Below are 20,979 nucleotides of genomic sequence, written 5' to 3' on the forward strand. Positions count from 1 at the left end.
CACGGCTCAATTAAGGCCATGCACCAATACACACTCATTTCTGGCGTGATACTAGAGCGCCCATGGGGCAGCAATATTAGGCTTCACGGTAACAAAATCAGATGCTCTGGAATTCTTGCGGACACCCGAAGCTTCAACAATATCGAAAGCCGTCTTATCCGACAACAGCGCCTTTACCGTCTCCGCATTCAGCCTGTGGCCACTACGGTAGGACCGGAAACAGCCTATAAACGGCAGGCCGGCCAGTGCCAGATCACCAACAGCATCCAGTGTTTTGTGACGGACGAACTCGTCTTTGAAACGCAAACCGCCGGGGTTGATGACTGAGTTGTCGTCGCCGATGACAAGCGAATTGTCGAGCGACGACCCAAGGGCATGACCGGAAGCCCATAGACGCTCCACATCCTTCATGAAACCGAAAGTGCGCGCGGAGGAAAGCTCCTTGCGGAAGGTCGCTTCGTCTACATCCTCAGCAAATTTCTGCCGGCCAATCAGCGGGCACTCGAAGTCAATCTCAACCTCAAACCGTGTACCGGCGAAAGGGCGGAACTCACCCCAGGAGCCGCCCGCTTCCACACGGACCGTTTTCAAAATACGGATAAAGCGGCGCTTCGCTTCCTGCGAAACGATACCCGCCTCATCGAACGCTTCGATAAAACGAGCAGAAGTACCGTCGAGAATTGGAACCTCCGGGCCATCAATTTCCACGACAAGGTTATCTATACCCAGCGCGGCGACTGCCGCCATCAGGTGTTCAACCGTGTCTATCTTGGATGCTTTGGGCCCAAGCGACGTGCAAAGGTCCGTTGCACCGATCTGCGAAACGTGGGCGCGCACTTCCGGCGCCTTGCCCTTCAGGTCTGAGCGCAGAAACACGATACCGGTATCGGCATCGGCTGGGAAAAACATTGCCGAGGCCGGAGCCCCGCCATGAACGCCGACACCTGAAAGAGTAACCGCACGACCAATCGTCTTTTGATAAGCACTCAAGACAGTTCCAATCTACTGGATAAAATGGGTACAGGCCATTCAAACGGAAATTTCAACACAGCCCATTTGGCAATTCTTGCGTCTATATGGATAGATATAGCTAAAATTGCGACACGAAATACAGAAGGGCTCACAAACTTGTGCCACCCGAACAACACCTCGTTTCAATTAAAATAGTAATTTGCGTGGCTTAAACAAAATCACGCTTTTTAACGCCAGATTACAAAAAACGCGGCGTTCAGCCCTTCAGAATCTCGAACGTAACCATTTCGCTGTCTGGAGTAACGGAACCATCGCGCTCATATCCCGCATGCACCTTCACAGATTGAAAACCGGCAGCACGTAAGGCAAGTTCCATTTCCCATATACCCCAGAACCGGAGGCTAAAGGTTTCAATTTCGGCATTAACGAGCTTGCCATTGGTCCAGTGTTCATAACGTAGCAGAGAGGTCGTCGTCTGATTTGCAAAATCCGTCTCCAGCCGCTCTTCTTGCAATGTGAGCATATCGTCGCCATCCTTCCAATGCCGCACCGTTCCCGCGGGAGCACTAAGCCAGCGAAGAGAATCCAGATCGAGAATGAGCCGTCCACCCACGCTCAAAGCATCGTGGAACCGGCGTAAAACCGCCAGGGCTTCTTTTGTATCAGTCACGAGCTGGATCGACCCAGCGGGAACGATGACGGCAGAGAACATGCTGGCGAATGTAAAATCCAAAAAGCTCTGCTGACTGAGATTTGCGTTCAAGCCGCGTATCTTGCAAGCGGTCTCGCAGTAGGCGAGCATCTCTGGCGAAGTATCAAAGCCATACACATCGAACCCTGCTTCCAGCAACGGAACGAGCATACGCCCATTGCCGACCGCAGGCTCAAGAATGGGGCCGGAAGTACCGTCTAGCAAATCACGATAAAGTTCGACGTCGCCGAAAGAGCGGCCCACGGGCTTATCCAGCTGATAGACCCAAGCTGCTAGATTTCCATAACGATTGTTCATTTAATACGTCCCGCTTCAACACCGGCGCTCAGTTCAAGACAGACCGATGATTCAGAATCTCTTCATACAAGAATGCTCCCGAAAAGCAAAAAGCCCGCCAGAAACAAGCGGGCTTTTCGACCTTGTATCAAGGAAAGACTAGTTCGACTGACGACGCAGGAATGCCGGAATTTCGAGCTGGTCTTCTTCCGAAGCCGCACGCGGCTGCGGACGACCCTGATCGTCAAGCTGGCCGCGACGCGGTGCATAGATCGAAGAATCCTGCTGCGGAGCGCGGCGCTCAGCCGGGCGCATGCCAGGTTCGCGATGCTGGGCTGGTTCCAGACGGGCCGCGGGCTGTTCATCCTCACGACGCGACAGACCATGCGTCAGGCGCTTCAAAAGGCTCATCGGACCGCGTGGCTCTTCCTGTACAGGCTGCTGCGGAGCGCGACGGGCATTGATTTCAGCCTGTGCAACCGGCGGGAAATCCGAAACGGCAGGCATGCGCGGAGCAGGACGCGGTTCACGAACCGGCTGTTCATGCATCTGCGGCGGCTGGTAGCCCTGCGGCTGCACGGCCTGTGCTGCCTGATGACCGGCCGGGGCCTGCGGCATCGGTGCACGGGCAACAGGAGCACGTTCAAAGGATTCCGGTGCCGGAGCCTGGAAAATGCGGCTCTGCGGGCGGAAATCCGGCTCGGCAGAAGCAGCAGGTACGGCTGGAACTTCAGCCTCGGCGGACTGGATCGCCTGGGCAATCGGGTCGACCTGACGCGGCTGTTCAACGACCGGAGGACGAAGTGCGCCATGCGGAGCCATAGGCTTTGCCTGCGCCGTCTGTTTTACCGGCTGGCGAAATTCCAGCGGCGCAGGCGCCGCGTCTCCTAACTGCTTATCGATACCGGTAGCGACGACAGAAACGCGGATGACGCCTTCCAGACCTTCGTCGAAGGTTGCGCCAAGGATGATATTCGCATCTGGATCGACTTCTTCGCGAATACGCGTCGCAGCTTCATCGACTTCGAACAGGGTCATGTCGCGACCACCGGTGATCGAGATCAGGAGGCCTTTCGCGCCGCGCATCGAGGTTTCGTCAAGCAGCGGGTTGGCGATTGCCGCTTCGGCAGCAGCCATTGCACGGCCTTCGCCGGACGCTTCACCCGTGCCCATCATGGCCTTGCCCATTTCGCGCATCACCGAACGAACGTCGGCGAAGTCGAGATTGATGAGGCCTTCCTTAACCATGAGGTCGGTGATGCAGGCAACGCCCGAATAGAGCACCTGATCAGCCATTGCGAAAGCATCGGCGAAGGTGGTCTTGTCGTTGGCAATGCGGAAGAGGTTCTGGTTCGGAATGACGATAAGCGTATCGACATTCTTCTGCAGTTCTTCGATGCCGAGATCGGCGGTCTTCATACGGCGAGCGCCTTCGAAATGGAAAGGCTTTGTCACGACGCCAACGGTGAGGATACCGCGCTCGCGGGCCGCGCGCGCCACGACCGGCGCAGCACCAGTGCCGGTGCCGCCGCCCATGCCAGCAGTTACGAAGCACATATGCGTGCCGTTCAAGTGATCCACGATTTCGTCGATGCACTCTTCAGCGGCCGCTCGACCTACCTCCGGCTGGGAACCAGCACCAAGGCCCTCGGTGACAGCAGCACCGAGCTGGATCATGCGTTCGGACTTCGACATCGTCAAAGCCTGAGCGTCGGTGTTAGCCACGACAAAATCCACGCCGCGCAGACCGGCATTGATCATGTTGTTGACCGCATTGCCGCCGCCGCCACCGACACCGAATACGGTGATGCGAGGCTTCAGCTCGGTGATATCCGGCTTTTGCAGATTGATAGTCATAGGTCCTTGTTCCTCTTAAGCCTTACCACCGCTTCGCCGCCGCGGTGTGGATTGGTTGTTACCCAGATGGTCACGCCCCAGATAATTCAACACGTTATTTCAACAGCTTACACAATACTTGCTACTCAGAAACTCTCTTTCAGCCACTGGCTGACACGTTGAATGCGCCCACCCGTACCGGTCATGAGACCGGAGGAAGCTGCTTTTACCGACCGCTCTTCAATACCCGCCACCTGTGGGTAGATCAGAAGTCCAACGGTCGCAGCAAAAGCTGCCCCCTTAGCCGCCTCAGGCAATCCCGCTATTCCTAGAGGACGCCCGATTCGTACATTCCTTGCAAGAATTCGCCTGGCAGCCTCTGGCATTCCTGGCAGCTGGCTTGCGCCGCCGGTCAAAACCACACGCTTGCCGACAATATGTCCAAGACCTGACTGGTTGAGCCTGTCGCGCACCAGTTCTAGCGTCTCGTCCACTCTTGCACGGATAATCCGCGTCAGAACCGAACGCGGATATTGATTGGGTACATCACGCTCATCGTCGCCGATTGGCGGAACGGAGATGAGATCGCGGTCGTCGGCAGCGCTTGGAAGAGCCGAGCCGTACATGACCTTCAGGCGTTCGGCATCTTCCATCCGGGTGGAAAAACCGCGAGCCACGTCCATCGTCACGTGATTGCCACCGATGGCCACAGCATCGGCGTGAATGAACTTGCCTTCGGAGAAGACCGAAATCGTCGTCGTGCCGCCGCCCATATCGATGCAGGCGGCACCCATTTCAGCCTCGTCGCCGACTAGAGCCGCAAGACCGCTGGCATAAGGCGTCGCAACGATGGCCTCCACCGACAGATGGCAACGATTAATGCAAAGCTCCAGATTGCGCAGCGGTGCCGCATCGGCAGTCAGCACATGCATGTCGACGCCAAGGCTGTCACCCAGCATCCCGAGCGGATCACGAATACCGCGTTCGCCATCAAGCGTATAGCCGACCGGAAGCGAATGAACGAGGTGACGCTCGGCTGCGAGCGCCTGCTTGGCGCCAGCGGCCAGAACGCGGCGAATATCGGCCTGCTCGACTTCATGACCGCCCAGATTGACGCTGGCCGTGAAGGTTTCGCTCTTGAGTCGTCCGGCAGAGATATTGACGATCAGACTATCGACGGTAAGGCCAGCCATGCGTTCTGCTGCGTCGACCGCAAGGCGAATCGACTGCTCAGCAGCATCGAGATCAATGATGACACCCGACTTGACGCCACGCGAACGCTGATGACCGATACCCAGTACTTCCATGCGATGTGTGCGACCTGGCAGCAGTGCGCCGCCTTCATGCGGGCGCAACCGTGCAATGACGCAGGAAACCTTGCTCGATCCGACATCCAGAACCGTTAACAGGCGCACCTTGCGCCCTGCAGTTCCGCCTTGTGATGATCCCTTGCCGCCCAGAATACTCATACGCGCTTCCCCGTGCGGGATAGTTCTTTTTTACGCTCTGCCAGAAACTTCTTGCGCTGCTCCATGCCAGTCTCAGTTAGTTGAATAGTCACGCGATCATCGAGGCGAAGATCGACCGCAGTAATATCGCGCGATAGAAGATGTTGGCTCTGATCAAGCTTTTCGATCTGTGCCAACGCCTTCAGCGGGTCGGTTTCCGGCAGCATGATGCGCACACCATTGTCCAGAAGCAGATCCCAGCGACGGTCGCCGACACGAATGTAGGCGCGAACCTTTCCAGCCAAACCAGGATAGGCAGCAATCTGATCAACGAAACCCTTGACCTTCTTTTCCGCCCCCTCACCCACGACGAGCGGCAGCGAATTATAACGGCCGGAGCGGAATGGAACGATCGTATCGCCAGCAGCGTCAATCAGCGACAGATCGCTGTCGTTCTGCCAGATAGCAAACGCCTTGCGCTCATGCAGCGAGACAAGAACGGTTCCGGGGTAAACCTTGCGAACCTCTGCATTTTCCACCCACGGCAGTTTGTCGATGGACTGACGCGCTTCTTCCGCGCTCAAGCCAACAAGAGATGTTTCGCCATCGAGATTGAGCTGACCGAGAATATCAATATCCGAGGTCTCGTTGTTACCAACGACCTTCACGTCCTCGATTGCAAAACCGAGCGTGGAAGCAGTCGCCTTGACTACCTCCGACGTATGGCCGCCAACCGCCATACCATAAAGGCCCGTAGCCCCAAGGAAACCCAGCATACCGACAGTGCCAGCATGACGCGGAATGTTGACATTGCCCTGAAAAAGGCGGGCGGCAAAGCGGAACGGCTTGCGCAGGAAGCGCGGCAGGACAAAAGCAGCACCCACCGCTCCCGATGCATCACGCATCGAGCCCGAGCGCTCATATCCGTCCGATTTTCCGTTCAACGCAAACAAGACGCGTCCTCCACCATCCAACTCAACAATTCACCGAAAGAGATACCAGCCGCTTTGGCGATATCAGGCACGAGCGAGGTAGATGTCATCCCCGGCTGGGTATTGATTTCCAGCCAGATAACCTCGCCATCTTCAGAGAAACGATCATCGAAACGGAAGTCTGACCGGCTTACGCCCCGACACCCGATTGCCCGATGCGCCGTAAGGGCCATTGTTTGTATTTTTTGGTAAATATTTGGTAAAATTTTTGCCGGACACACGTGAGTTGATGCGCCTGCAACATATTTTGAATCATAGTCGTAGAACTGATGCCCCACCGGAATGATCTCGCACACGTCCATAACGCGATCACCCATCACGGCACAGGTCAATTCCCGACCAGGAATATATTTTTCGACCAGAACCTCGGCACCGTAACTCCACTCAGCCGAACTGATGATTTGCGGCGGATGCGCCTGCCCCTCCTGGACGATCACAACACCAAAGCTCGAACCCTCGCGAACCGGCTTTACCACGTAAGGCGGTTCCATCGGATGTTGCGCGCCGATCTCGAAACGATTAAGGAGAAGGGAGGGAGCGACGGCAACACCAGCAGCAGCAGCGACCTTCTTGGCCCGATCTTTGTCCATGGCAAGCGCCGAAGCAAGCACGCCCGAATGCGTATAGGGAATCTGAAGATATTCAAGGACACCCTGAATCGCACCATCCTCACCGAAAGGACCATGCAGCGCATTGAACGCAACGTCCGGCCTCAGCTCGGCAAGAACGCTGGCAACATTACGATCCACGTCAACACGCGTCACGCGATAGCCGCATTCTTCAAGCGTTGCAGCACAAGCCGTTCCAGAGGACAAGCTAACTGGACGCTCCGAAGAGAAACCGCCCATCAAAACGGCGACGTGTTTTCCCGTCATGTTCGCATCCCCTCTGCGCAATCCCCTGCGCATAAATTAAACAGAATCCGAGCAACCCAGCAGCATAGGCCGCAGGCACCCGCGGCAGGAAAATCCTGCCGAATCAAATCACTGTATGGTTAACCCTAAAGAATCAGAGGATTGATTCCGTGACAAGACCCTATACGAAGGGATGAACCTTACGCGTCGCTTGTGAAGACAAAAAAGCCCGGAATATCAGGTAGAAAATCCGGGCAACTTTTTTATCAAAATTTTCCAAGAAACTCTTCAACCGGCTCACCCTCGCGGAACAAACCGAGACGTTTGATTTCCCAATGAAGGCGAATACCCGAATTTTCAAAAACTTTGGCGCGAACCGTTTCGCCCAAAGTCTCGAGATCGTGCCCTGTTGCGTTGCCCGTATTGATCATGAAGTTGCAATGCATTTCGGACATCTGCGCACCACCGACGCGCAAACCGCGACAGCCTGCCTTGTCGATTTCCTTCCAAGCCGATGTGCCTTCCGGATTCTTGAAGGTCGAGCCACCCGTCTTTTCGCGCACTGGCTGCACCGTCTCGCGATGATGCTGCACCTCATCCATGGCCTGCCGGATCGCATCTCGTTCACCCGGAATTCCCTCGAACAAGACGGAAGTAAAGATCATATCCGGCGGCGCAGAAGAATGCCGATAGGCATAGCCCATATCGGCATTGGAGAGCACATGTACTTCACCGTTCCGATCGAGGCCGCGAACCTCCACGACACGCTGACGTGTTTCCACCCCGTTTGCACCGGCATTCATGCGCAAAGCGCCGCCGATCCCACCGGGTATGCCATGGTAGAAATGAAAGCCAGTCAGCCCCGCCTCCAACGCTGCAGCGGCAACACGCTTGTCCGGCGTCGCCGCCCCTGCTCGCAATTGCGTATCGGAAACCTGTTCGACCTCACCGAAACCTTTTGCAGAGAGCCGCACGACAAAGCCGGGAACACCACCATCGCGGACAAGCAGATTGGAGCCAATACCTACAACCAGAATCGGTATCTCTTCTGGCACGGCTTTCAGAAATGCGGAGAGGTCTTCTTCGTCGGCAGGCTGGAACAGGACCTGGGCTGGTCCGCCAGCACGGAACCAGGTTACCTTGTCCATACCGGCATTGGGCGTCAACCGGCCACGCAAGCCCGACAGCTTGCCGTCGAGCTCTTTTAGAAGCGTCTCGCCGCTTTCCATCTTACTTCCTACCCTGTTCAGTCAGTTCTTTCGGCAGTGCATATGCCCACTGCGTGATATTGCCTGCGCCTAGGCAAACTACGAAGTCGCCCGGCTCTGCAATCGACGCGACCAATGGCGCCAGCGCCTCCGGGCCACTGGCATAGCGCGCATCGCGATGACCTGCAGTCTTGATACGCGAAACGAGTGTCTCAGAATTAACGCCTTCGATCGGGTCTTCGCCAGCGGTATAGACCGGAGCAACGATGACCGTGTCGGCATCGTTGAAACATGCCGCGAATTCGTCGAACAGGCTTGCCAGACGCGTGAAACGGTGCGGCTGCACGATGGCGACCACACGGCCTTTGGCAGCTTCACGCGCAGCTTTCAGCACCGCACGGATTTCAACCGGATGATGGCCATAATCGTCAAATATCTCGACGCCATTCCATGTACCCGTGTGGGTAAAGCGCCGCTTCACGCCGCCGAACGAGCCGAGACCACGACGAATATCGTCGGCCGAGATGCCCAGCTCATGCGCAACGGCGATTGCCGCCGTCGCATTGGATACATTGTGCTGACCGGGCATCGGCAGACGCAGATCCTTGATCTCAGTCGCCTCGCCCTTACGCGAGCGGATCACGACATCGAACAAGCTGGCCGCACCTTCCATGCGGTGATTAGCGAAACGCACTTCGGCCTGTGGGTTCTGGCCGTAGGTGATGATGCGGCGGTCCTCGATGCGGCTCACCAGAGCCTGCACTTCTGGATGATCAAGGCACATCACGCCGAAACCGTAGAAGGGTACATTCTCTACGAACTGACGGAACGCAGCCCGCACGGCATCGAAATTGCCGTAATGGTCGAGATGTTCTGGATCAATATTGGTGACAACCGCAATATCGGCAGGAAGCTTAAGGAAAGTGCCGTCGCTTTCGTCCGCTTCTACCACCATCCAGTCACCGTCGCCCATACGGGCATTGGTGCCATAGGCGTTGATGATGCCGCCATTGATGACAGTCGGATCAAGGTGCCCCGCGTCGAGCAATGCCGCAACCATGGATGTCGTGGTGGTCTTGCCATGCGTACCGCCAATCGCGACCGCCCGTCGAAAACGCATTAGCTCTGCCAGCATTTCGGCGCGGCGCACGATAGGCAGCAGCTTTTCGCGCGCGGCAACCAGCTCAGGATTGCTCTTCTTGATCGCAGTCGAAACGACAACAACTTCTGCATCGCCAATATTCTCAGCCTTGTGGCCGACAAAGACTTCAATGCCCTTCTCACGCAGGCGCTGCACATTGGCGCTGTCGGACTGGTCAGACCCCTGTACCTTGTAGCCGAGATTGTGCAGCACCTCGGCAATACCGCTCATGCCGATGCCGCCAATTCCGATGAAATGGACGAGCCCGATATTCAGCGGCATTTTCATGGCCGAGTTCCTTCTTTAAATTTCTGAACAGATTCACCTGCTGCAATAGCCTCTGCCAGATCAGCAAGCAACTGCGCTGCATCCGGCTTACCAACGCTTTTTGCAGCTTTTGCCATGGCTTCAAGGCGTTCCGGTTCGTTCATCGCGGCCTGGAGTATCTCGGCAAGACGTTCTGGTGACAATTCCGACTGGCGAACAACCTCGCCACCGCCGACAGCTGCGAGCGCTGCCGCATTCGCTGCCTGATCATGATCTAGCGCGTGAGGAAACGGCACCAGCATTGCCGGACGGCCAATCACCGTGATCTCGGAAACGCTAGAAGCCCCAGAACGCGAAATCACGAACTGAGCATCCGCCATGCGTGCTGGCATATCGTTGAAAAACGGCGCAACATCAGCTGGGACACCAAGATTCTTGTAAGCTTCCCGCACGACGGCCTCGTCTTCCTTGCGCGCCTGCTGGGTGATCAGCAGCCGTGCCCGGTCTTTCTCCGGCAGCAACGCTACGGCAGCCGGAATGGCTGTCGAAAAGAACTGTGCACCTTGGCTACCGCCAAAAACCAGCAGGCGGAAACGCTCGTCCCCCTCGGCCGGCCTATAAGAAGTCTCGGCGGCGGTGAGAACTGGCGGACGCACCGGATTGCCGGTGGTGATCGTCTTTTCCGCATAGGCTCCGCCGCTTTCCGGCAGAAAACCACCCGCAATGGCCTTCACGCGACCTGCAAGGCCTTTATTGGCGCGCCCCATGACAGCATTCTGCTCATGCACCATTGTCGGGATATTCATGTTGCTTGCAGCATAGAGCGGAGGCAGTGTCGGATATCCACCAAAACCCGCAACGAGCTGGGGGGACAGTCGACGGAACAATTTGCGGGAATCGAGATTGCCCTGCCACAAAGACCAGAAAGTCTTCAAGAGCGCTATCGGGTTACGTCCTGCAATCGTTGCCGACCGAATGACATGAACGTGGTCTTCCGCAAAGGCACCCGCGAAGCGCTGGGCACGCGCATCGGTCGCCAGATGAACGTCCCAACCGCGCGCCTTCAATTCATGCGCCAGCGCTTCCGCCGGAAACAGATGACCGCCTGTTCCACCGGCGGCCAGTACAATTACGCCTTTCCCCATATTCCCCTCACAAAGCTGGAATGCGCCTGTCCACATCGGCGCCCATGCCGACCGTATGCGTCATGCGCGCTTCCGGGCGCCGGCGCGTCAGAGCAAGGAGGATACCCATCGTGATGGCGATAGCGATGAGCGAAGAACCACCATAGGAAATGAACGGTAGCGTCATGCCCTTTGCAGGCATCAGATGCAGGTTCACTGCCATGTTGATGATCGACTGGAAACCGAACAGAATTACGATTCCCGAGATGGCCAGGCGGGTGAACGGATCACGCTCGCGCAACGCAATCGACAGACCGCGCACAACGATGAAGGCAAACAACAGCATGATGATCATGCATAGAATGATGCCGTATTCTTCCGCCGCGACCGAGAAAATGAAGTCCGTGTGGCTGTCTGGAATAATCCTCTTCACGGTGCCTTCGCCCGGGCCTTGTCCGAACCAGCCACCGCGAAGAATCGCTTCGCGACCGGCATCGACCTGGAATGTGTCGCCCTCGCCCGTCATAAACCTGTTTATACGCCCTGCCACGTGATCGAACATGAAATAGGCTGAAACGCCGCCGCAAACAGCAAGACCGCCCAGGACCAGAATCCAGAACATCGGCAGTCCGGCGAGGAAGAACATTGCTCCCCATGTGCCAGTGGTCAGCATAGTCTGGCCCAGATCAGGCTGGAGAACGAGCAGGGCAGCAACCGTAGCGAACAGCAGCATTGCAAGAAAATTGCCGGGCATTTCACCACCGCGTTCCCGTTCGGAAAACAGCCAGGCACAAACCACCACGAAGGCAGGCTTCATGAACTCTGACGGCTGAATGGAGATCCCAGCCAGATTAACCCAGCGCCGTGCCCCCTTGACTTCGATACCGAAGAAAAGTGCAGCAACCATCAAGACGAGCGAGATGCCAAGCAGGATCAAAGCAAATCGCCTGATCTGGCGCGGCGAGAGAAACGACACGCCGATCATGACGGCCACCGCGGGAACCATGAAGACGATCTGCCGTTCGACAAAATGGAAGCTGTCGAGGCCAATACGCTGGGCCACAGCGGGACTAGCAGCGAATGACAGCAGAATGCCAAGCCCCATCAGGGCCAGACATGCAGCGAGGAAGAAGCGGTCTATTGTCCACCACCAATTGGCGACAGGACCGCGATCGACACGGCTTACCATCAGCTTTTTCCTCCTATCGGCTCAATACCCGGAAGCGCCAGAACCGCGCTGCGGAATGCATCGCCGCGTTTTTCAAAATTCTGAAACTGGTCGAAGCTCGCGCAAGCGGGCGACAACAACACAACCGGCTCGGGAGCAGCATCACTACCGGCATCGCGGGCAGCATGTTCGACGGCGACTGCAAGCGTATCGGAAATCTCGAACGGCGCCGCATCGCCAAGTGTTGCCGCAAACTGCGCTGCGGCTTCACCGATCAGATAGGCCTTGGCAATTCGCGGAAAGAACCCGGCCAGCGAAGCAATTCCGCCAGCTTTCGGCACACCGCCTGCGATCCAGTAGATATTTTGCGGGAAGGAGGACAATGCCGGAGCAGTCGCTTCCGCATTGGTCGCCTTGGAATCATTGACGAACAAGACTTTGCCGCGATGCCCAACCTGTTCCATGCGGTGAGCAAGACCCGGAAAGCTCTTCAACCCGGCATGGATTTCTTCAAGGTTTAAGCCCACTGACAGACAGGCCGCTACTGCTGCAAGCGCGTTCTGCGCATTATGCGCGCCGCGCAGCGAACCGATACCTTCCAGAGAAGCGATTTCGTCGACTTCCCCGTCATGCGGCCAGAGCAGTTTTGCGCCATCGGCAAAATAGCCTTTGCCGAGCCTCTTCTCCTTGGAAATCCGCACGACATTTACGCCGTCACGATAAAGCCGGTCCGCAATGGCTTCGCAATAATGATCATCGACACCAACAATCGCCGTATCGCTCGCAGTCACCAAGCGTTCCTTGATCGCGGCGTAGTTTTCCATCGAGCCATGACGGTCAAGATGGTCCGGCGTCAGATTGAGCAGGATTCCTGCCGTCGGGTTCAGCGACGGCGCGAGATCGATCTGGTAGGAAGAACACTCGACTACGTAGAAGCGATTTGCCTGCGGCGGTTCCAGTGTCAGGATTGCAGTGCCTATGTTGCCGCCAAGCTGCATATCGCGGCCAGAAGCCTTGATGATATGGGCGATCAAAGCGGTCGTGGTTGATTTCCCGTTGGTGCCGGTGATGGCGATGAACGGGCAATCGGGAGCAATGTGCTTGCGCTCGCGGGCAAACAGCTCCACATCGCCAATGATTTCAACACCTGCGGCATGGGCCAGATCAACGGTCCAGTGCGGCTTTGGATGGGTCAGCGGAACGCCGGGCGAAAGCACAAAAGCCGCGAATTGCGACCAGTCAGCCTGCCGTAGATCACCTGTGGCAATGCCCGCGCTCTGGGCACGGGCAACACTGTCGGGATTGTCGTCCCAGGCGATGATCTTCGCACCGCCCGCAAGAATGGCCTTGGCGGTCGCAATGCCCGACCCGCCCAATCCGAAAAGGGCGATTGTCTTATCCTTGAGGGCGGTGATCGGGATCATTCGATATGCCTGTTATCTAAGCTTCAACGTGGAAAGACCGATCATCGCGAGAATGATCGCAACGATCCAGAACCGGATCACGACCTGACTCTCGGTCCAGCCCTTCTTTTCAAAATGGTGGTGAATAGGCGCCATGAGGAAGACGCGCTTGCCGGTCAGCTTGAAGGAGCCAACCTGAATGATGACGGACAGCGCTTCGACGACGAACAGGCCACCGATGATGGCGAGAACGATTTCATGCTTCGTCGCAACTGCAACAGTGCCCAGCATACCGCCCAGCGCCAGCGAACCCGTATCGCCCATAAAGATTGCGGCGGGAGGGGCATTGAACCATAGAAAGCCTAGCCCAGCGCCGATAACAGCGCCGAGAACCACAGCAAGTTCACCTGTGCCCGGCACGAAATGGATCTGCAGATAATCGGCAAAAATTGCGTTGCCCGAAAGATAGGCGATGAAGCCGAAGGACGCCGCAGCGACCATGACCGGTACGATTGCAAGCCCGTCGAGTCCATCGGTCAGGTTAACGGCATTACCTGCGCCAACCATGACAAAGGCAGCAAAAGGAATAAAGAACCAGCTCAGATTGATGACGAACTGTTTGGCGAACGGGAATGTCAGCGAGGACGAGAACGGCTCCTGCCCCGCCCGCATGATGATGAAAGCGGCGACAGCCGCGATCAGGAATTCGATGCCGAGACGCGCCTTGCCGGAAAAGCCCTTATCGGACTGCTTGGTCACTTTCAGATAATCATCGTAGAAACCGATAGCGCCGAAGCCTACCGTGACCATCAGCACCACCCAGACATAGACGCTTGCGAGATTGGCCCAAAGCAGACATGAGGCAAGAATGCCAGTCATGATCATCAGCCCACCCATGGTAGGCGTACCGGCCTTCTTGAAGTGGGTCTGCGGACCGTCAGCCCGGATCGGCTGGCCTTTCCCCTGACGCACTCGCAGTGAGTTGATGATTGAAGGGCCGAACAAGAACACGATCAGCGCCGATGTGATCATCGCGCCGCCGGTGCGGAAGGTAATGTAGCGGAACACGTTGAGCGGTGTCATATGTTCGGCGAAGAAAGTGAGAAGCATCAACATATAGAGAAAAATCCCTCAAATACCGCTTACTCCGCGGGTTCCACCGGCGGAAACTGGCTTATCAGCGCCTTGACGATTTTGGAAAAGCCAATCCCCTTCGACGATTTCACCATGATGACATCGCCCGGACGGATTGCCTTGATCACCAGCGGCAACAATTCGTCGGTGCTTTGCCTGTACTCGGTCTGAATTTCAACCGGCAAGGCATTTTTAAGTGCCGACATGTCCGGTCCACCGATAAAAAGCGTATTTACTTCGGCGTCCACAATCGGGCGCGCCAAGTCGGCATGGAGCTTGCCCGACTGGCGGCCAAGCTCCAGCATATCCCCCAGAACCGCGATGCGGCGGCCACGCGAGCCTTCCGGTGTTGTGGAATGCAGCAGCGAAAGGGCCGCACGCATCGACGTAGGGTTGGCGTTATAGCTCTCGTCGATCAGTGTGAACGTGCCTTCGGGATGTTGAAGCACATGGCGTGCGCCGCGACCGCCTTCGGCGGAAAGAGTAGCCATAGCCATCATTACCTTGGCGATATCAGCCCCGACCAGATCGGCAGCGCCCAGAACAGCGAGCATATTCTGCACGATATGACGGCCCGGCATGCCGACCTTCACCGCCGCTTCGTGCGAGCCGATCTTTACCGTCATGCAGGAGCAGGTCGGATGCAACTTCACTTCACGCAGACGATAGTCGGATCGGGCATTCTCGCCGAATGTGGCAATGTGTTCGACCCCGGCCTTTCCGGCCAGTTCTTCCAACTGCTTAAAGCGCTTGTCATCGCGATTGAGAAGCGCATAGCCACCCGGCACGATGCCCTCAAAAATCTCCGCCTTGGCCACCGCGATTTCTTCCAGATTGGCAAAATGACCGAGATGTGCGGGGGCGATCAGCGTGATCAGCGCCACATGCGGACGCACCATCTTCACCAGCGGACGAATTTCGTCATGATGATTCATGCCTATTTCGAAGACGCCATAATCCGTATCGGCAGGCATGCGTGCAAGCGTAAGCGGCACGCCCCAATGATTGTTGAACGACGCCACAGAAGCATGGACCTTGCCAACTTCCGAAAGCACGTGGCGCAAGGCCTCCTTGGTCGTCGTCTTGCCGACAGAACCCGTCACCGCGATGATCTGCGCCTTCGAGCGCGCGCGCGAGGCAATCCCAAGCTTTGTCAGGGCCTCAAGCACATCCTCGACCACGATCATAGGCACTTTGGAGTTGCCGAATGCAGGCAGACGATGCTCTGCCACGACAATAAGCCCCGCACCAGCCGCCATCGCAGAAGTTACGAAATCATGTCCGTCGAACTGTTCGCCCTTGATGGCGAAGAAAGCCTCCCCCGGTTTTAGAGAGCGGCTGTCTATCGAGATGCCGGTTATGCCGCCGGGCAGGCTGCCGAAAGGCCTGCCCTCCATGGCTTCCACCATATCGTTGGATGTCCAGAGCCAGTCACTCATTCCGAGCGCTCCTCAAGGCGGGCAGCAAGTGCTGCTGCAACTTCGGCATGATCCGAGAACGGCAAGGTGATATTGCCGACGATCTGCCCTTCTTCGTGTCCCTTGCCGGCAACGACCAGAGTATCACCCGACTGCATCATGGAAACGGCAGTGAAAATTGCCTCACGGCGGTCACCGATTTCGGTCGCACCCGGCGCGGCGGCCATGATTTCCGAACGTATCTGGGCAGGCACCTCTGAACGCGGATTATCATCGGTAACAATTGCCACGTCCGCCAGTCGCGAAGCGATTTCACCCATAATCGGACGCTTGCCCTTGTCGCGGTCGCCACCACAGCCGAAGACCACAATCACCCGGCCGGTCGTGAACGGACGTACTGAGGTCAAAACATTTTCCAATGCTTCTGGCTTATGGGCGTAATCGACATAAGCCGGCGCGCCATCTTCCGTTGCACCGACAAGGTCGAGCCGTCCCGGTGCACCTTTCAGGAGCGCCAAGGCACGCATTGCAGCCGCGGCCGGAACGCCGGTAACCATGGCAAGTCCGGCTGCAACCAGCGCATTTGCGACCTGAAAATCTCCCGCAAGCGGCAGTTCGATCTCAAAAATCTCGTCGCCAATGCGCACTTCGACATGCTGGCGGAAACGTTCATGTTCCACACGCTTGAGGGCGATGAAGTTGCCTTTCCGTCCGACCGTTTTCACGTCACATCCGGCAAGCGTTGCCGCTTCGATGGCCTGTGCCGAAAAATGATCGTCGGAGAAGATGATGGCTGGGGCACCCTTCGGCAGAAGCGTGTTGAAGAGACGCATCTTCGCGCCAAGATATTCCTCGATGGTCGCGTGATAATCCATATGGTCGCGGCCGAGATTGGTGAAGGCACCGGCAGCGAGCTTGACGCCGTCCAAACGGCGCTGGTCGAGACCATGCGATGAAGCTTCCATCGCCGCATGAGTCACGCCTTCATCCGCAAGCTCTGCCAGAACCCGATGCAGTTCCACCGGATCGGGTGTGGTCAGCGAATTATAGTCACTGCGGGTCGGCGAGAAGACGCCGGTCGTACCGATATTCGCCGCAGGGAAGCCGGCATAGGCCCAGATCTGCCTGGTAAAGGATGCAACGGAAGTCTTGCCGCTGGTGCCTGTGACAGCAACCATAACTTGTGGCTGCTTGCCATAAAACTGCGCCGCAGCAACTGCCAATGCAAGCCGCGGATCATCGACATGAAGAACCGGAACACCTACTTCAGCGACAGCCGTGTCCTTGCCTGCGATCACGGCGCTGGCGCCACGCTTTACGGCATCCGTGATAAATGCCGCACCGTCGGCTTTCACGCCTTTCAGTGCTGCGAACAGAAAACCGCGTTCGACCTTGCGGGAGTCCGACGTGACGCCGGTAATCTCCACCTCGCCAGCATTGCCGGAGGCCAGTTCATTAAAGAGAGCGATTTCCTTCAGTTTCATGGTCATACCAAATCCAGATTCAGTTGTGCGCGTAACGCTGCAAAGGCTGTTTTATGCGAATCAGTCGTATTCGTTGGAAACCATTGCTGACGGCGCTTCCTGTTGAAAATCAGGCTTGCCGCTTAAATTGCGAACCATTGCTGGCTGGGCTTCGAGTTGGAAGTCGGGCTTCACACCAAGGAAGGAGGCAGAACGGCGAATGATCTCCGAAACCATCGGTGCTGCGTTGAGACCGGCGGTTGCACTAAACTTGCCTTCTTCCGGCTTCGGTTCGTCGATGATAGTCAGCACGACATAGGTCGGATTATCCATCGGAAATGACGCCAGAAATGCATTGAAGCGTACGTCTTTCGAGTAGCGGCCATGCACCACCTTTTCTGCCGTACCGGTCTTTCCGCCGACGCGATAGCCCGGAACCGTGGCCCGCTTGCCGGAGCCGCCCTGCGCCGTCGCATTAAGGCGATAAAGATAACGCATATCTGCAGAAACCTGTGGATGAATGACCTGCTTTGCCACCTTGTCAGCCTCGGCCTGCGTCCGCGTCAGGAAAGTCGGCTCAATCAGCTTGCCCCCGTTCATCAGCGCGGCTGCACCAACCGCCGTCTGCAGCGGCGTCGTCATCATACCGTGACCGAATGAAATAGTCATCGAATGGACTTTCTTCCAGACACGCGGCTCGACGGGACGCGCCACCTCTGGCAGTTCTGTCTGCATGCGGTCGAGAAGACCGATTTTCTTGAGGAATGCGCGGTGCCCTTCGATGCCGACGGCGTCTGCTTCGCGACCTGAACCGATGTTGGATGAGAAGATGAAAACTTCCGGCAGCGTCAGCCAGCGGCCCTTGCCGTGGAAGTCGCGGATCGTCTGGCGACCGAATACCAGCGGGCGACTGGCATCAAGCTTCGACTGCAGGTTGAACTTGCCGGAATCGAGCGCCATCGCCGTGGTGAAGCTCTTGATGGTCGAGCCCATTTCATAGGTGCCTGCCGACATGCGGTTCAGGCGGTCCTTATCCAGGGCGTGAACCGGATTGTTCGGATCAAAATCCGGTACCGACGACATTGCTATCACTTCGCCCGTCTTGACATTCAGGATGACAGCACCGGCAGCAATAGCCCGATAGCGTTCCATAGCCTTGACCAGTACATCACGCATAATGTGTTGCACGCGAATATCGATCGAGAGGCGCACCGGCTCCAGCGATTGCCCGGTTGCAAGCCCCACCGAGCGCAGGTCTGTAAGTCCCTGGCTGTCGATGTATTTCTCCATGCCCGCAATGCCCTGATTGTCCACATTGACGAGACCGAGGATGTGCGAAGCGGTTGGGCCACCCGGATAGAAGCGGCGCTTTTCCGTACGGAAGCCGATGCCCGGCACGCCGAGCGCCATGATCTGGCTTTGTTGTTTCGGGGTCAGTCCGCGCTTGACCCAGACGAACCCGGCACCGCTTTTCAGACGCTTATACGTCGCTTCCCAATCAAGATCAGGCAGCACCGTCGACAGCATTTCGATGGTCTCGTCGGGATCGACAATCTTGCGCGGCTCAGCATAGAGCGACGCGGTCTTGATGTCGGTCGCCAGAATCTCGCCGTTACGGTCGAGAATATCAGGACGCGAAGCAAGCTGGTTGATAACGGGACCGGCTGTTTCCTCTTTTTCGCCGCCAATCATGCCGAAATAGACAAGCTTGCCGCCTATTACGCCATAAATCCCGACGAAACAGGCGATGGCCATCCAGAGGCGATTGCGTGCGCGATTGCCGTGCTTCTTGCGCGACCCGACAAATGCCATATTGCCGGCCAGCTTTTGATCGCCAACCGGCTCAACACCGTCACCTGACTGCATATTCTTTCTTCTGAAAAGTCCCAGCCGCATGATCAGTGCCTTGCCCCGCTTTTCTTGACGCTGCCGGTCGTGATGGCATCTTTTTCAAGCACGCCGCTTGCAAGCAGTTCGTCGCTGCCAGAGATGATCTTCTGGATATCGTCAATCGGACGTTCTGGAATTTCGTTGACGCCCAGCACAAGCTGTTCAGCCTCAATAGGCTGGAGATTGAGTTCTTTTTCGTAGACACCAACAAGGCTTTGCAAACGGCCAGGCTGGGTCATCAATGCCCAGTCGGCACGCAGGAGCGTGATCGTATCCTTTTCGGAAGCGATCTGTCGTTGCAGCTTCGCAATGACAGCGATCTGCTTTTCCGCGTCATATTTGATCGTGTAGGTGACGGTCGCCGCCACCAGCATCGCCGCTATCATGATGATGTCGAAAGTACGCAGCACTCGTTCAACTCCGGGCCAGTTCGTTCGTCTCGGGGAGCTTTGGCAGCCCGAAAAGCGATAGATCGTCTTCCAGTGACGGATTTTCCGTCCTGATACCGGCGCGCAGCTTCGCCGAGCGCGCGCGTGGATTTATTGCCTCTTCCTCTGCGGTCGGGCCGACAGCGCCCTTGACCGCAGGTATAAAGCTCGGCAAACGGACGTGCGTTTCCGGCAGATGGCGCGATCCAGCGCTTCCACCGGCGCGATCCGCGAAATAGCGCTTCACCATACGGTCTTCCAGTGAATGGAAGGTCACGACAACCAGCCGACCGCCCGGTTTCAGGATGCGTTCGGCGGCAAGCAGCGCCCGCGCCAGCTCGCCCAGCTCGTCATTCACATAGACCCGCAGCGCTTGAAACACCCGCGTCGCCGGATGGATGCGATCCTTCGGATTGCGGCCCACCAACGTTTCAATGGCATTGGCAAGATCAAGTGTGCGTGTGAAAGGCTGTGTGGCTCGGCGCTTGTCAATCATGCGCGCGATTCGGCCCGCATGACGTTCCTCGCCCAGAAAATTGAAGATGCGTGCAAGATCACCGGTCTTGAGACGGTTCACCACATCGGCGGCACTGGGCCCTTTTTTCGACATGCGCATATCGAGCGGGCCATCCTTCTGGAAGGAAAAACCGCGCTCGGCTTCATCGATCTGCATCGACGACACGCCAATATCGAGCACAACGCCGTCCACCTTGCTGCCCTCTCCCTTAACCTTCGAGACCGCCTCATCCAGAACAGAAAAGCGGGACTCAACCAGATGGAGCCTGCCCGGAAACTGCTTTTCCATCGCCCGCCCGGCGTCGATTGCAGTCGGGTCGCGGTCAATTGCGATCACGGCCGCGCCCGTTTCCAGTATGCGACGCGTGTAACCACCGGCACCAAAGGTGCCATCGACGATCACTGCGCCTGGTTCAGGCTTCAGGGCATCAATCACTTCGGCGATCAGCACCGGAACGTGACGGACATCAGCCCCTTCGGCTTGAGAATTGTCTCCGCCGAGGCTTGCCATCATTCCGATCCTTTCCCGGGTACCTGGCCCGTCTTGTCAAGCATATCGCGCTTCAATGTTTTGTTTTTACGCATATTTTCCAAAGTCGGTTCTCAACTTCGAGAAACATGCCGTGGTGTTTTGCCTACGGATTCCGCCCCTTTGCCGTCAACATCGCGACATGGCGGATTCGTTCGTCAGTTATCGGATATTAAGCTTAATGAAGCGTTATCCTTTAG

Annotated in this window: 17 protein-coding genes; all 17 read right to left on the reverse strand. The window is 56.9% G+C overall.

Features of this window, described 5'->3' with window-relative positions:
• Window positions 1–51: 51 nt before the first annotated feature.
• On the reverse strand, window positions 52–990 hold the full coding sequence (gene lpxC / locus FJQ48_RS17770) for a UDP-3-O-acyl-N-acetylglucosamine deacetylase (protein ID WP_139976237.1): 939 nt from the start codon (window positions 988–990) through the stop codon (window positions 52–54).
• A gap of 238 nt (window positions 991–1,228) precedes the next feature.
• A complete protein-coding gene (locus FJQ48_RS17775; RefSeq protein ID WP_139976238.1) occupies window positions 1,229–1,981 on the reverse strand; it encodes a class I SAM-dependent methyltransferase in 753 nt (250 codons plus the stop codon).
• Window positions 1,982–2,119: 138 nt separating this feature from the next.
• Complete coding sequence (ftsZ, locus tag FJQ48_RS17780; RefSeq protein WP_139976239.1) at window positions 2,120–3,817, reverse strand: cell division protein FtsZ; 1,698 nt, start codon at window positions 3,815–3,817, stop codon at window positions 2,120–2,122.
• 125 nt (window positions 3,818–3,942) lie between these two features.
• Window positions 3,943–5,265, reverse strand: coding sequence for a cell division protein FtsA (gene ftsA, locus FJQ48_RS17785; RefSeq protein WP_139976240.1), 1,323 nt, complete (start codon window positions 5,263–5,265; stop codon window positions 3,943–3,945).
• Entirely contained in the window at window positions 5,262–6,197 is a 936-nt protein-coding gene (locus FJQ48_RS17790) for a cell division protein FtsQ/DivIB (RefSeq protein WP_139976241.1), read from the reverse strand. The genes ftsA and FJQ48_RS17790 overlap by 4 nt, the downstream gene beginning before the upstream one ends.
• A complete protein-coding gene (locus tag FJQ48_RS17795; protein WP_139976242.1) occupies window positions 6,185–7,111 on the reverse strand; it encodes a D-alanine--D-alanine ligase in 927 nt (308 codons plus the stop codon). The genes FJQ48_RS17790 and FJQ48_RS17795 overlap by 13 nt, the downstream gene beginning before the upstream one ends.
• Window positions 7,112–7,356: 245 nt before the next feature.
• Window positions 7,357–8,319, reverse strand: a complete 963-nt coding sequence (gene murB, locus FJQ48_RS17800; protein ID WP_139976243.1) for a UDP-N-acetylmuramate dehydrogenase — start codon at window positions 8,317–8,319, stop codon at window positions 7,357–7,359.
• Between the two features lies 1 nt (window position 8,320).
• A complete protein-coding gene (gene murC / locus FJQ48_RS17805; protein WP_139976244.1) occupies window positions 8,321–9,727 on the reverse strand; it encodes a UDP-N-acetylmuramate--L-alanine ligase in 1,407 nt (468 codons plus the stop codon).
• Window positions 9,724–10,851 (reverse strand): undecaprenyldiphospho-muramoylpentapeptide beta-N-acetylglucosaminyltransferase, encoded by a 1,128-nt coding sequence (gene murG / locus FJQ48_RS17810; RefSeq protein ID WP_139976245.1) that lies wholly within the window; start codon window positions 10,849–10,851, stop codon window positions 9,724–9,726. Before murG ends, murC begins: the two co-directional genes overlap by 4 nt.
• Before the next feature lie 7 nt (window positions 10,852–10,858).
• Window positions 10,859–12,019, reverse strand: a complete 1,161-nt coding sequence (gene ftsW, locus FJQ48_RS17815; RefSeq protein WP_139976246.1) for a putative lipid II flippase FtsW — start codon at window positions 12,017–12,019, stop codon at window positions 10,859–10,861.
• On the reverse strand, window positions 12,019–13,422 hold the full coding sequence (gene murD / locus FJQ48_RS17820; RefSeq protein WP_139976247.1) for a UDP-N-acetylmuramoyl-L-alanine--D-glutamate ligase: 1,404 nt from the start codon (window positions 13,420–13,422) through the stop codon (window positions 12,019–12,021). The genes ftsW and murD overlap by 1 nt, the downstream gene beginning before the upstream one ends.
• Before the next feature lie 12 nt (window positions 13,423–13,434).
• Window positions 13,435–14,517: a phospho-N-acetylmuramoyl-pentapeptide-transferase gene (mraY, locus tag FJQ48_RS17825; protein ID WP_139976248.1), complete on the reverse strand. Its 1,083-nt coding sequence runs from the start codon at window positions 14,515–14,517 to the stop codon at window positions 13,435–13,437.
• Between the two features lie 26 nt (window positions 14,518–14,543).
• Window positions 14,544–15,974 carry a UDP-N-acetylmuramoylalanyl-D-glutamyl-2,6-diaminopimelate--D-alanyl-D-alanine ligase gene (locus tag FJQ48_RS17830; RefSeq protein WP_139976249.1) on the reverse strand — a complete coding sequence of 477 codons (1,431 nt, stop codon included), beginning with the start codon at window positions 15,972–15,974 and terminating at the stop codon, window positions 14,544–14,546.
• On the reverse strand, window positions 15,971–17,443 hold the full coding sequence (locus FJQ48_RS17835) for a UDP-N-acetylmuramoyl-L-alanyl-D-glutamate--2,6-diaminopimelate ligase (protein ID WP_139976250.1): 1,473 nt from the start codon (window positions 17,441–17,443) through the stop codon (window positions 15,971–15,973). Before FJQ48_RS17835 ends, FJQ48_RS17830 begins: the two co-directional genes overlap by 4 nt.
• Window positions 17,444–17,497: 54 nt before the next feature.
• A complete protein-coding gene (locus FJQ48_RS17840) occupies window positions 17,498–19,282 on the reverse strand; it encodes a penicillin-binding protein 2 (protein ID WP_247870405.1) in 1,785 nt (594 codons plus the stop codon).
• Between the two features lie 32 nt (window positions 19,283–19,314).
• A complete protein-coding gene (locus FJQ48_RS17845; protein WP_139976252.1) occupies window positions 19,315–19,716 on the reverse strand; it encodes a hypothetical protein in 402 nt (133 codons plus the stop codon).
• Window positions 19,717–19,720: 4 nt separating this feature from the next.
• The gene (gene rsmH / locus FJQ48_RS17850) at window positions 19,721–20,764 is read right to left on the reverse strand and encodes a 16S rRNA (cytosine(1402)-N(4))-methyltransferase RsmH (RefSeq protein ID WP_180350231.1); all 1,044 of its coding nucleotides are present in this window, start codon (window positions 20,762–20,764) and stop codon (window positions 19,721–19,723) included.
• Window positions 20,765–20,979 lie beyond the last annotated feature (215 nt).

This window comes from Ochrobactrum sp. CGA5 (assembly GCF_006345815.1).
Taxonomy (GTDB): domain Bacteria; phylum Pseudomonadota; class Alphaproteobacteria; order Rhizobiales; family Rhizobiaceae; genus Brucella.